This is a genomic window from Bradyrhizobium sp. 956_D2_N1_4 (assembly GCF_052076025.1).
GTDB lineage: Bacteria > Pseudomonadota > Alphaproteobacteria > Rhizobiales > Xanthobacteraceae > Bradyrhizobium > Bradyrhizobium barranii.
Genome location: NZ_CP197237.1, coordinates 8368743 through 8380730 on the forward strand (window position 1 = coordinate 8368743; position 11988 = coordinate 8380730).

Annotated in this window: 13 protein-coding genes; 6 read left to right on the plus strand and 7 right to left on the minus strand. The window is 65.1% G+C overall.

Annotated elements, in window-relative coordinates:
* Both recR and AB7535_RS39405 read left to right on the plus strand, forming a co-directional pair.
* Positions 1-603 carry a recombination mediator RecR gene (gene recR / locus AB7535_RS39400; RefSeq protein WP_063979823.1) on the plus strand — a complete coding sequence of 201 codons (603 nt, stop codon included), beginning with the start codon at positions 1-3 and terminating at the stop codon, positions 601-603.
* Between the two features lie 26 nt (positions 604-629).
* The gene (locus AB7535_RS39405) at positions 630-1067 is read left to right on the plus strand and encodes a hypothetical protein (protein WP_085398514.1); all 438 of its coding nucleotides are present in this window, start codon (positions 630-632) and stop codon (positions 1065-1067) included.
* Between the two features lie 142 nt (positions 1068-1209).
* On the opposite strand, the gene AB7535_RS39410 is transcribed toward AB7535_RS39405, so the two are convergent.
* Positions 1210-2574, minus strand: a complete 1365-nt coding sequence (locus AB7535_RS39410; protein ID WP_085398513.1) for an AmpG family muropeptide MFS transporter — start codon at positions 2572-2574, stop codon at positions 1210-1212.
* Positions 2575-2657: 83 nt separating this feature from the next.
* Complete coding sequence (locus AB7535_RS39415) at positions 2658-3857, minus strand: DNA recombination protein RmuC (protein WP_085398512.1); 1200 nt, start codon at positions 3855-3857, stop codon at positions 2658-2660.
* A gap of 171 nt (positions 3858-4028) precedes the next feature.
* Between AB7535_RS39415 and def the strand changes: the two genes are divergently transcribed.
* The 4 genes from def to AB7535_RS39435 all read left to right on the plus strand — a co-directional run bounded on the left by def (position 4029) and on the right by AB7535_RS39435 (position 6908).
* Entirely contained in the window at positions 4029-4553 is a 525-nt protein-coding gene (def, locus tag AB7535_RS39420; RefSeq protein WP_063979819.1) for a peptide deformylase, read from the plus strand.
* 216 nt (positions 4554-4769) lie between these two features.
* On the plus strand, positions 4770-5693 hold the full coding sequence (fmt, locus tag AB7535_RS39425) for a methionyl-tRNA formyltransferase (RefSeq protein ID WP_085399968.1): 924 nt from the start codon (positions 4770-4772) through the stop codon (positions 5691-5693).
* Positions 5694-5812: 119 nt separating this feature from the next.
* The gene (truA, locus tag AB7535_RS39430) at positions 5813-6550 is read left to right on the plus strand and encodes a tRNA pseudouridine(38-40) synthase TruA (RefSeq protein ID WP_085399970.1); all 738 of its coding nucleotides are present in this window, start codon (positions 5813-5815) and stop codon (positions 6548-6550) included.
* A 49-nt stretch (positions 6551-6599) separates the two neighbouring features.
* On the plus strand, positions 6600-6908 hold the full coding sequence (locus AB7535_RS39435; RefSeq protein ID WP_439037607.1) for a GIY-YIG nuclease family protein: 309 nt from the start codon (positions 6600-6602) through the stop codon (positions 6906-6908).
* A gap of 141 nt (positions 6909-7049) precedes the next feature.
* On the opposite strand, the gene dapE is transcribed toward AB7535_RS39435, so the two are convergent.
* From dapE to AB7535_RS39460, 5 genes are all read right to left on the minus strand, one after another.
* Positions 7050-8216 carry a succinyl-diaminopimelate desuccinylase gene (gene dapE / locus AB7535_RS39440; RefSeq protein ID WP_085399972.1) on the minus strand — a complete coding sequence of 389 codons (1167 nt, stop codon included), beginning with the start codon at positions 8214-8216 and terminating at the stop codon, positions 7050-7052.
* Positions 8213-8851 carry a DUF805 domain-containing protein gene (locus AB7535_RS39445; RefSeq protein WP_085399974.1) on the minus strand — a complete coding sequence of 213 codons (639 nt, stop codon included), beginning with the start codon at positions 8849-8851 and terminating at the stop codon, positions 8213-8215. The genes dapE and AB7535_RS39445 overlap by 4 nt, the downstream gene beginning before the upstream one ends.
* A gap of 237 nt (positions 8852-9088) precedes the next feature.
* Positions 9089-9934 carry a 2,3,4,5-tetrahydropyridine-2,6-dicarboxylate N-succinyltransferase gene (gene dapD, locus AB7535_RS39450; RefSeq protein ID WP_063979813.1) on the minus strand — a complete coding sequence of 282 codons (846 nt, stop codon included), beginning with the start codon at positions 9932-9934 and terminating at the stop codon, positions 9089-9091.
* A gap of 233 nt (positions 9935-10167) precedes the next feature.
* Complete coding sequence (locus tag AB7535_RS39455; protein WP_085399976.1) at positions 10168-10860, minus strand: pyrimidine 5'-nucleotidase; 693 nt, start codon at positions 10858-10860, stop codon at positions 10168-10170.
* A gap of 14 nt (positions 10861-10874) precedes the next feature.
* The gene (locus AB7535_RS39460) at positions 10875-11861 is read right to left on the minus strand and encodes a DUF1036 domain-containing protein (protein ID WP_085399977.1); all 987 of its coding nucleotides are present in this window, start codon (positions 11859-11861) and stop codon (positions 10875-10877) included.
* Positions 11862-11988 lie beyond the last annotated feature (127 nt).

An 11988-nucleotide genomic window follows, 5' to 3' on the forward strand; every position in this document is an offset into this window, starting at 1 on the left:
ATGGGTTCGGTTGCAGGTCCCGAAATCGAGCGGCTGGTCCAGCTCCTCGCACGGCTGCCAGGCCTTGGTCCGCGCTCGGCGCGGCGTGCGGCGCTGCATCTGATCAAGAAGCGCGAAGCGCTGATGATGCCGCTGTCTTCGGCCCTGCAGGTCGCGCTCGACAAGGTCCAGGTCTGCAAGACCTGCGGCAATATCGACACGCAAAATCCCTGCACGGTCTGTACCGATCCGAAACGCGATGATGCAATCATCGTCGTCGTCGCCGATGTCGCCGATCTCTGGGCGCTGGAACGGGCCAATGCGACCCAGGGGCGCTATCATGTGCTCGGCGCGACATTGTCGCCGCTCGACGGCGTCGGGCCGCAGGACCTCACCATCGACGCGCTGGTGGCGCGCGCGCATGCTGCCGAGGTGCACGAGATCATCCTGGCGCTGAACGCGACGGTCGACGGCCAGACCACGGCGCACTACATCACCGACCTGCTTCAGGACGCCAACGTAAAAGTAACCCGGCTGGCCCATGGTGTGCCGGTCGGTGGCGAGCTTGATTATCTCGACGAAGGTACGCTATCGGCCGCGATGCGGCAGCGGACCTTGTTCTAGCCATCCAGACTTACGGAACGGACGACATGACGAAACTTTTCGCCACACGATCGGCTTTGGTCGCGACGATGATGCTGCTGGCGACCCCGGCCATCTCCGCGCAGCAGGACGACGGGGCGCCGCCGCCGCCGAAGCCCGGCAAGCCAATCAGTGCCGGCGAGGTGCTCTCGGGCGAATTGAACGCAATGAAGGTGCGCGACATCAAGAACGCCGGCAAGCGGATTGCGATGTACCAGATCACCTCCGAGCCGCGTCGACTGCCGGCGCCGAACGGGCTGTGCAATCTCGAGACCGGTCCTGAGACGTTCCAACTCGTCACTTCCAGCGACGCGCAGGCCACGCAGCTGAAATCGTTCGTCGGCAAGGCGATCTCGGTCAAGGTCGACGAAGTCGCCTGCGCCAGCGATCCCGGCCAGATGAGCGAAGCCGTGATCACGAAGTGGAGCTTGATCAGGAAGCAGTAGGGGGCGCCGCTCCAGCCGAGCTACCGTAGGGTGGGCAAAGGCGCAAAGCGCCGTGCCCACCATTCTCCCGGCGACGATTCAGGTGGTGGGCACGCTTCGCTTTGCCCACCCTACGGCATCGCGGGCGTAGCGCGTGCCGAGTTTACACCCTCACCGGCCCCAGCGTCTCGAAATGCCCGCGCTTCTGCAGCCAGGCCAGCAGCACAAGGCTCGGGATCGCCACCAGCACGCAGATCACGAAGAACAGCGGCCAGCCGGTCGTCTCCGCGACATAGCCCGCACTCGCTGACAGATATGTGCGCCCGACCGCGGCGAGCGCGGTGAGCAGCGCATATTGCGTCGCCGTGTGCAGCGGATTCTGGCACAGCGCGGAGAGATAGGCGACGAAGATCACGGTGCCGATGGCGCTGGTAAAGTTCTCGCAGGTGATGGCAAAGGCCAGCGCCCATTGGCTGGTGCCGACGAAGGCCAGCCAGGAGAAGGAGAGATTGGCGAGCGCCTGCACCACGCCGCCGATCCAGAGGCTGGTCGCAAGCGAATAGCGCCGCGCGAGGAAGCCGCCGGCAAAGCCGCCGATCAGCGTTGCCGCGAGGCCGACGCCCTTCACGATCGCCGCGTAATCGTTGCGGGAAAAGCCGAGGTCGATCACGAACGGCGCGGTCATCGTGCCGGAGAAGGCATCGGTGAACTTGAACAGCACGACGAAGGCGAGCGCGGCGAGCGCATCCTTGCGCGACAGGAATTCCGAGAAGGCCCCGATCGCCGCGTGCAGCACGCGCGCGAACGCCGTCTCGGTTTGTGTCGCGGCTTCCGCCCGCACCGATTGCTCGGGCTCTGTCGCGGCCAGCGCGGTGATCGTGCCGATCAGCACCATCGCCGCCATCACCACGTAGCCCCACATCCAGGCCGACGCGCGCGGAATGCCGGTGCCCTCGAAGCCGGACACGATGAACAGCGCGCCCGCGGTCGAGACCAGCATGCCGATGCGATAGGCCGCGACATAGGAAGCCATTCCGGCGGCCTGCTCGCTCTCCGGCAGGCTCTCGACGCGGAACGCGTCGACCACGATGTCCTGCGTCGAGGACGTCGTCGCGACCAGCAGCGCGCCGAGCGCGACGTAGAACGGCGAGCGCGCGGGATCGGTGAGTGCCAGCAGCAGGATCGCGATGATCAGCAGCAATTGCGAGAACAGCAGCCAGCCGCGCCGCCGTCCGAACGCGCGGGTGAACAGCGGCACATGCAGCGCATCCACCAGCGGCGCCCACAGGAATTTCAGCGTGTAGGGCGTGCCGACCAGCGCAAACAGCCCGATGGTCTTGAGGTCGACCCCGGCCTCGCGCATCCACACCAGGAGCGTGGAGCCCGACAGCGCCAGCGGCAGCCCGGACGAGAAGCCGAGGAACAGTACGATCAGCACCCGCGGTTGCAGGTACACGGCCAGGCCGTCACGCCAGGAGGTGGGGGCCGTGTCGGGGCTGGCAGGGGAGGTCGCGTCGGGTGCGGTCATGGGGAGGTGTTAGCAGATTCTGGCTGCCACAAGTGAGGTGTCGTCGCCCGGTCAAGCCGGGCGACGACAGTGTGCCTCAAAACTCACTCCCCCGCCTGGAGCTTCCTCGGGAACAGCTCCGCGGCACCGGTTGCCACCAGATGCGGCCCCTCCGGCGCATCGGTCTTGCTGAAATCGAGCTCCTCGATTCTCCCTGCGCGCTTCTCGATCTTGTCGGCGGAGATCAGCACCTGCCGCACGTCCTCGTTCGCGTCGGCAAAATGCTTCTGGAGCTTCAGCACGCGGTCGCGCAGGCGGCCCAAATCGTCGCCGAGCTTGATCACCTCGGTGCGGATCTGGTCGGCGGCGTCGCGCATGCGCGCGTCTTTCATGATCTGCTGCATCACCTGGATCGCGAGCATCAGCAGCGAAGGCGACACCAGCACGACGCGGGCGCGATAGGCCTTCTGGATCACGTCGTCGAAACCGTCATGGATCTCGGCATAGACCGATTCCGACGGCACGAACATCAGTGCCATCTCCTGGGTCTCGCCGGCGACGAGATATTTGTCGGCGATGTCGCTGACATGCTTCATCACGTCGCCGCGCAGCCGCTGCGTGGCGATGCGCTTCTCCTCGTCGGTGCGCGCATCGTGCAGCGCGGTCATCGCCTCCAGCGGAAATTTTGCGTCGATGCAGAGCGGCCGCTGGTCGGGCAGGAACACCACGCAGTCCGGCCGCTTTCCCGTCGAGAGCGTGAACTGGAACTCGTAGGCGCCCTTCGGCAAGCCGTCCTGGACGATCGCCTCCATCCGCGCCTGGCCGAAGGCGCCGCGCGACTGCTTGTTGGCGAGCACGTCGCGCAAGGTCGTCACCTGCGTGGTGAGGTCGGTCAGGTTCTTGTGCGCGTTGTCGATGATGCCGAGCCGCTCGTGCAGGGCGCGCAGGCTCTCCATGGTGTTGCGCGTCGAGTGTTCCATCGACTGGCCGACCCGATGGGTCACCGAATCCAGCCGCTCGTTGACCGCGCGCGCCATGTCGGCCTGGCGGCCGGCCAGCGCCTGGGTCATGGCGTCGGCTCGGCCGGCAGCCTCGCTCTGGGCGTGCAGCACCTGGCTGAGGCGCTCCTCGAGCTCGTCCGCGCGGATGGCATTGGCCATGGCGAGTTCCGCGCCGCGCCGCCCGGATCGCGCGATCACGACCGCGATCACCACCAGCAGGATGACGACGAGGGCGCCGAAGCCGATCAGCGCATCGATGGTGCGGACCGGCCAGTCGCCAGCCAGGAAAATGATCTCGTTCATGGCGGCCCTTGTAGCCGATTCGACACTCTCCGCGAACGAATAGCGAACGCTTATGGTTAATAGCCCCCTAATTTTTATGGTTAACGAAACCTGAAGTTTTATGGTTAGCGGAGGGTTAACGGAGTTCCTCGCCGCATTGACCGCATCCGGCATGCGGCTTAAATCGCGGCCATGGCCCTCAGAGAAATCATCATCCTGCCCGACAAGCAGCTGCGTCTGGTCTCCAAGCCGATCGAGAAGGTCACGACGGAGATCCGCAAGCTTGCCGACGACATGTTCGAGACCATGTACGACGCGCCCGGCATCGGGCTCGCGGCGATCCAGATCGCGCAGCCCTTGCGGCTGATCACCATGGACCTCGCCAAGCCTGACCCGGACGGCGAGACAAAGCCGGAGCCGCGTGTCTTCATCAACCCTGAAATTATCGCCTCCTCCGAGGATCTGTCGGTCTACGAGGAAGGCTGCCTCTCGATCCCCGAATATTACGAGGAGGTCGAAAGGCCTGCGAAGGTGCGCGTGCGCTTCACCGATCTCGACGGCAAGGTGCACGAGGAGGACGCCGAAGGCCTCTACGCCACCTGCATTCAGCACGAGATCGACCATCTCAACGGCGTGCTGTTCGTCGACTATCTCTCAAAGCTCAAGCGCGACCGCGTGATCAAGAAGTTCGAGAAAGCCGCCAAGCGCGCGGAGTAAGTCATTTGTAAGCGCTGGTGCTGCCGCGAACTCCCGTGCGCTCCCTCCCCCCTTGCGGGGGAGGGCGGGGGAGAGGGGTAGCCCAGCAAAAGGCGCCCGTCGTTTGCGAATGCCAACAATAGGGCGCCCGCGCTAACGCCGAGAGAGCGCGTCGTGTGGCACCCCTCTCCCTAGCCCTCCCCCGCAAGGGGGGAGGGAACATACCGAGTCCTTGTCATGCCCCTCCGCCTCATCTTCATGGGCACGCCCGATTTCTCCGTGCCGACGCTGCTCGAGCTGGTCTCGCATGGCCACGAGATCGCGGCGGTCTATACGCGCGCGCCCAAGCCCGGCGGACGGCGCGGCCTGCAATTGCAGCCGACCCCGGTCGAGGAAGCCGCGCGAAAGCTCGGCGTTCCCGTGCTGACGCCGAAGTCGCTGAAGACGCCCGAAGCGCTCGACGAGTTTCGCGCCTTCGACGCCGATGCCGCCGTCGTCGTCGCCTACGGCATGATCCTGCCGCAGGCGATCCTCGATGCGCCGAAACTCGGCTGTTACAATCTGCACGCTTCGCTGCTGCCGCGCTGGCGCGGCGCCGCGCCGATCAACCGCGCGATCATGGAAGGCGATGCCGAGAGCGGCGTCATGGTGATGAAGATGGATGTCGGTCTCGACACCGGTGACGTCGCCATGGCCGAGCGCATGGCGATTCCCGACAACATGACCGCGGTCGATCTGCATGACCGCCTCTCCCGGCTCGGTGCCGATCTGATGGTGCGCGCGATGGCCGCGCTCGCCCGCGGCGGGCTCCAGCTCAAGAAGCAGAGCGCGGATGGCGTCACCTACGCCGCCAAGATCGACAAGGCCGAAGCGCGGATCGAATGGACCAAGCCGGCGCACGCCGTGCTGCGCCACATCCACGGCCTGTCGCCGTTTCCCGGCGCCTGGGCCGAGCTTGAGAATGCGCGCGTAAAAATCCTGCGCTGCGAGTTGGCGAAGGGCTCCGGTGCACCCGGCGAGGTGCTCGACGACCAGCTCACGATTGCCTGCGGCGAGGGCGCGATCCGCATCCTCGAGCTCCAGCGCGAGGGCAAGGCGCGGATGCAGGCCACGGACTTTTTGCGCGGCGTGCCGGTGAAGCCGGGAGCCAAATTCACGTAGCGCTGTCATACCCCGCGAAGGCGGGGTATCCAGTACGCCGAGGCTTCTCGGCTGAACAGAGATGTCTCGGAGTACTGGATCGCCCGGTCAAGCCGGGCGATGACACCACCCGGATTGAGATGCCCCGCTACAAGCTCACCATCGAATATGACGGCGCGCCGTTCTTCGGCTGGCAGGTGCAGGACACGCTGCCTTCCGTGCAGGGCGCGTTAGAGGCGGCGGTGAAGGCGATGACCGGCGCGGATCTGCGCGTGCACGGTGCGGGCCGCACCGATGCCGGCGTGCATGCGCGCGGCCAGGTCGCGCATGTCGACATCGACAAGCAGTTTCCGCCGGGCCGTTTTCGCGATGGTCTCAACGCGCATCTGCGCCCGCATCCAATTGCGGTGCTGGAGGCCGAGATCGTCCCTGACACCTTCGAGGCGCGGTTCTCGGCCGTGAAGCGGCACTACCGCTACCGCGTCGTCAACACCCGCGCCAATCTCGCGCTTGATATCGGTCACGCCTGGCGCGTGCCGCGCCGGCTCGATGCCGATGCGATGCATGCGGCGGCACAACGTCTGCTCGGCAAACACGACTTCACGACGTTTCGCGACACCGAGTGCCAGGCCAAGTCGCCGGAGAAAACGCTCGACCAGCTCGACGTGCACCGCGACGGCCGCGAGATCACGATTCTTACGTCGGCGCGCTCCTTCCTGCACAGCCAGGTGCGCTCGATGGTGGGATCGCTGGTCTGGGTCGGCGAGGGCCGCTGGACCGCGGACAATCTCTCAGCGGCGCTCGCAGCCCGCAACCGCGCGGCCTGCGGCATCGTCGCACCGCCTGACGGGCTGTATCTGATGAAGGTGGATTATTAGCGCCCGCTGCCGCCACAGACGTCATGGCCGGGCTTGTCCCGGCCATGACGTGCGCCAACATGCAACCATGCATGGTGGATGGGTCTACATCCTGGCGAGCGCGCCAAACGGCATTTTGTATGTCGGTGTGACGAGCGACATTATTCGCCGCATCTATGAGCATCGAAACGGACTCGTTCCCGGCTTCACCAAGAAGTACGGCGTCAAGCTGCTGGTCTATTTCGAGCGCTATGAGGATATCCAAACCGCTATCCAGCGCGAGCACAACATCAAGCATTGGTCGCGGACGTGGAAGGTCAGGTTGATCCTCAGGGATAATCCCGAATGGAAGGATCTGTACGAGACGATTGTTCAATGAGACGGGCCCGGGCTCTCGCCACATCGTCATGGCCGGGCTTGTCCCGGCCATCCACGATCTTCTTTTCGGCTCGCGAAGAACGTGGATGCCCGGGACAAGCCCGGGCATGACGGCGGAATATTTGGCGAAGGTCGCGGTTTGCTACCCAAAATACCGCGTCAAAATCCCCCGATACACCTTCGTCAATCTCTCCAAATCCACAACCGGCACGCGCTCGTCGACCTGGTGCATGGTCTGGCCGACCAGGCCGAACTCGATCACCGGGCAGTAGCTCGAGATGAAGCGCGCATCCGAGGTGCCGCCTGAGGTCGACAGTTCCGGCTTGCGCCCCGTCACCTCTTCGATCGCGGAGACCGCGAGGTCGGTGAACGGGCCGGGCTTGGTCACGAACACGTTCGAGTTCGAGGGCTCCCAGACGATGCGAGCCTTGATGCGGTTGCCGCAGGCTTTCGTCAGGCGCGCCTCGACCAGCTCGCGCAAGGATGCCTGGGTGTGGTTGTCGTTGTAGCGGATGTTGAATTTTGCGCGCGCCTCGCCGGGGATGACGTTGTTGGCCTTGTTGCCGACGTCCACCGAGGTGAATTCGAGATTGGAGGCCTGGAACTGCGCGCTGCCATGGTCGAGCGGCTCGTCACTGATCGCCACGATCAACCGTGAGATATCAGGCACCGGATTGGATGCACGGTGCGGATAGGCGACATGGCCCTGCACGCCGTCGACATAGAGCGTGCCGGACTGCGAGCCGCGGCGGCCGACCTTGATGGTGTCGCCGAGCGTCTCGACATTGGAGGGCTCGCCGAGCACGCAATGGTCGAATTTTTCGCCGCGCTCCGCGGCCCATTTCAACAGCTTGATGGTGCCGTTGACCGAGACGTCTTCCTCGTCGCCCGTGATCAGGAACGAGATCGAGCCCTTTCCATCGGCGCGCGGCGCGCCGCCATTGGCGGCGAGATGCTCGAGCACGGCTGCCACCGAGCAGGCGATGCCGCCCTTCATGTCGACCGCGCCGCGGCCGTGCAAAAAGCCGTCCTTCACCTCGCCCGAGAATGCGCCGACGCTCCAGGCGTTCTCGTCGCCGGGTGGCACCACGTCGGTGTGGCCGGCGAAGGTGATGTGCTGGCCCTCAGTGCCGATCCGCGCATAGAGATTGTCGACGTCGGCTGTGCCTGCTTCGCTGAAGGTCACGCGGTGGCAAGTGAAGCCGGCAGCGTTGAGGGCTTTCTCAAGCACGCCCAGCGCACCGGCATCGGCCGGGGTTACCGAGGGGCAGCGGATGAGATCGCGGGCAATCGAGAGAGCATCGGTCATGCGCCCCGCTTAACATGCATGCCGCCGGGTGGGCTAGCGCTGGGCGGCACCAATTCGAGCTCGCTTTGCTGGTCCCAGCTTTTTGCAGGGGACGGGCCGTCCTCGGTCTTGGCCAATGGATCAGGACCGAACCGGTTGTCGCCGACGCTGCCTGATACGATGAACATCTCGACAAATCCCCACAGCCACAGGATGGATGCGCCCAGCCAGAACGGAAGCATCCAGGTGGAGTTCGGCAGCAGGTCCGAGAACTGGTTGTACAGGCCGGGCAGGAAGAAGAACGGAACGAGCCACCAGCCACTCCTGTCGCGATCATGCAGCCGCTTGATCGCAGTCGCGAGATAGATCCAAAGGAACAGCGACAAGCCGAACGCCTTCAGGATCAGGTTGGTGCGATCAACGGGCGCCAGCGAGCGATAGGCCCGGGGATCGACCAGCTTGAAGAGGTCGTCGAGGCCGAAGTCGAAATCGAGTTTCAGGGATAGCTTCAACGCCCCCTCGGCGTTGATGAGGTGGATCACCTGAGCAATGATTCCCAGCAAGGCTGCCAGCACCGCGACGATCAGCAGCGCCTGCCACAGCAAGGCGCGATTGATGCGGCCGTCGAAGCGAAAAAGATACCAGGTCCAGTCCATGGCGAAGGTTCCGGGCAGCGGAGGCCGTCCGGTGATTGGTCGCGATGGGGAGAAGGAGGGTTCGATAGGAAAGCCGCCGCGGGCTCGCTTCACCTCGCCCCGCTTGCGGGGAGAGGTCGGATCGCTCTTGCGATCCGGGTGAGGGGGTACCGGTCTCTCGAATATCTCGCGTGTGGAGAGAGGCCCCTCACCCCAACCCTCTCCCCGTAAGAACGGGGAGAGGGAGAGGAGAGAGTCTTAATCCCGCAGCAGCTCGTTGATGCTGGTCTTGGAGCGCGTGCGCTCGTCGACGCGCTTGACGATCACGGCGCAGGCCGTGCTCGGGCCGATCTGGCCGTTCTTCATGGGCTTGCCGGGCAGCGCGCCGGGCACGACCACCGAATATTCCGGCACCTCGCCGATGAAGATCTCGCCGGTCTCGCGGTCGACGATCTTGGTCGAGGCGCCCAAAAACACGCCCATCGCCAGCACGGCACCCTTGCGCACGATCACGCCTTCGGCGACCTCGGAGCGCGCGCCGATGAAGCAGTCGTCCTCGATGATCACGGGCTCGGCCTGCAGCGGCTCGAGCACGCCGCCGATGCCGGCGCCGCCGGAGATGTGCACGCGCTTGCCGATCTGCGCGCAGGAGCCGACGGTCGCCCAGGTGTCGACCATGGTGCTCTCATCGACATAAGCGCCGAGGTTGACGAAGGACGGCATCAGTACGACGTTCTTGGCGATGAAGGCCGAGCGGCGCACCACAGAACCCGGCACCGCGCGAAAACCGGCATCGCGAAAACGGTTCTCGCCCCAGCCCTCGAACTTCGAGGGCACCTTGTCCCACCAGGTCGCCTTGCCGGAGCCGCCGGGAATGACGCCCATGTCGTTGAGGCGGAAGGACAGCAGCACGGCCTTCTTCAGCCATTGATTGACCTTCCACTTGCCATCGGCCCCGCGCTCGGCGACGCGGGCCTCGCCCTTGTCCAGGATCTCCAGCGCCTGGTCCACGGCCTCGCGCACCTCGCCCTTGGTCGAGGTCGAGATGCCGTCACGCGCGTCGAAGGCGCTGTTGATGGTGGATTCGAGGGCGGACAGGGACATCGGGATTTCCTCTGGGAAATGGGAATTTTGACGGATTGGGGCGCTTTTTCGGGATTTGGCGGGGAGGAGTCAAGGCATACTCCGCCGTCGTCCCGGGGCGCGCGAAGCGCGAGCCCGGGACCCATAGCCACGGGCAGTCATTTGGCGAGGATTCGGAGTTATCGATCTCGCGCCACAACCACTCCCTGTGGTTATGGGTCCCGGGCTTGCTTCGCGCCCCGGGACGACGGCGGCTATTTGGGCAACAGTCCCGCCAAAAAACCCGCCAGATCATCCGTGACGTGGTCGACATGGGGCGCGTCCCGGCCCTCCAGTTCCCAGTCCTCCCGCACCACTTCCTTGGTGCCGTCAGGCACCACCAGGACGGTGGTCATGCCGAGCGCGTGCGGGACGGTGAGGTTGCGGGCGAGGTCCTCGAACATCGCGGCTTTGGTCGGATCGACCGCATGGTCGGCGAGGAATTTTTGATAGGTCTGCGGCGACGGCTTCGGCTCGAATCCGGCGGCGATGATGTCGAACACGCCGTCGAAATGCGTTGCCAGGCCGAGCCGCGCCAGCACGGCATCGACATGGTCGACCGAGCCGTTGGTCAGGATCAGCTTGCGCCCCGACAGTTTCGCGATGGCTTCGCCGAGCGCCGGGTTCGGCTCCAGCGGCGAGTGGTCGATCTTGTGGACGTAGGCGAGGTAGTCGTCGGCGTGCACGCCGTGCAGGGTCATCATGCCGCGCATGGTGGTGCCGAAGCGCTGATAATAATCCTTCTGGATCCTGCGCGCTTCCTCCGGGCCGACGTTCAGCCAGTTGCAGACGAACTCCCCGATCCGCGCGTCGACCTGCTGCCACAGATTGACGTGATGCGGGTAGAGCGTGTTGTCGAGGTCGAACACCCAGGTGTCGACATGGGCAAAGGTGCGGGGTGGATTCATCACTGGTCTCTCAATCACGGCATCGCAAAGCGCAGCGTCTTGCCGCCGCTCGACATGTCCACCACGCCAAAACCCGTCGCCGCGAATCCGCGCGCGCCGCAATCGGCCTGCTCGTTGGTCTCGAACTTGGTCTCGCGCGTGCAGAGCTGCCTGTCGCCGCCCCAGTTCAGCGGCTTGTCCTTCAGCTTGATGACGCGGTTGTCGGCGTCGATGGCTTCCGCGAAGCTGAAGATCTGCTTCGGCTGCCCGGTCACATCGGGGTGCAGGCACGTCTTGGGATCGATGCGGTACCAGCCGCGGCTCGTCACGGACTTGCCGTCGTCGGTGGCGACCGCCGCCATCACCTTGTGCGGCGTGTCGTTGCACCAGGTCAGGCCGGTTGCAGAAGGCGTCTGCACCGCATCGACCATGGTCTTGAAGAAGTTCGGCGACGACATGATGTCCGCCGCCAGTCCGCGGCTCTTCAGGAAGGCGGCCAGTGCTGCTTGCGTCTTCGGCCCGTCGACGCCGTCGATCGGCGCTGCGTCGTAGCCCGCGATCACCAGCAGCCGCTGGATGCCGGCGAGGCGCGCCTGCTCGTCGTCATATTCGGAATCCTCGGCGAGATAGGCCGTGAAATTGCCGTCCGCGGCTTGCGTCGGCGTGATCTGGGTGAACGCGGCCTGGGTCTGGCCGCTGCGGCATTGCCGCGCAGCCGCGATGACGAAATTGTCCTGCGCCACGCACAGCATGTCGCTGCCGTTCTGCGGGATCGGCGAGGCGCCGTAGACGCCGAGCGCGCGGGCGTTGAGCAGGATGCGGTCGGCGGAGAGCGTGCCCTGCACCACGACGCGGCAGGTGGCGGGATCGATCCTGAACCAGCCGCGCGTCGCGGTCGCGGCCTTGTCGTCGATGCCGATCGCGGCCTCGACGACATAGGACATGCGGTTGCAGATTTTCAGGTCGGCCAGGGCGGGCGCGGCGGAGAAGACAAACGAAACGGCTGCGGCCGGAAGGGACATCAGGATACGTGTGAGGGTTGAGCGACGATGTCGCCGAGCCCTCAACTCGTCATGCCCGGCCTTGTGCCGGGCATCCACGTTCTTGGCGCGAGATGAGAGGTCGTGGATGGCCGGGACAAGCCCGGCC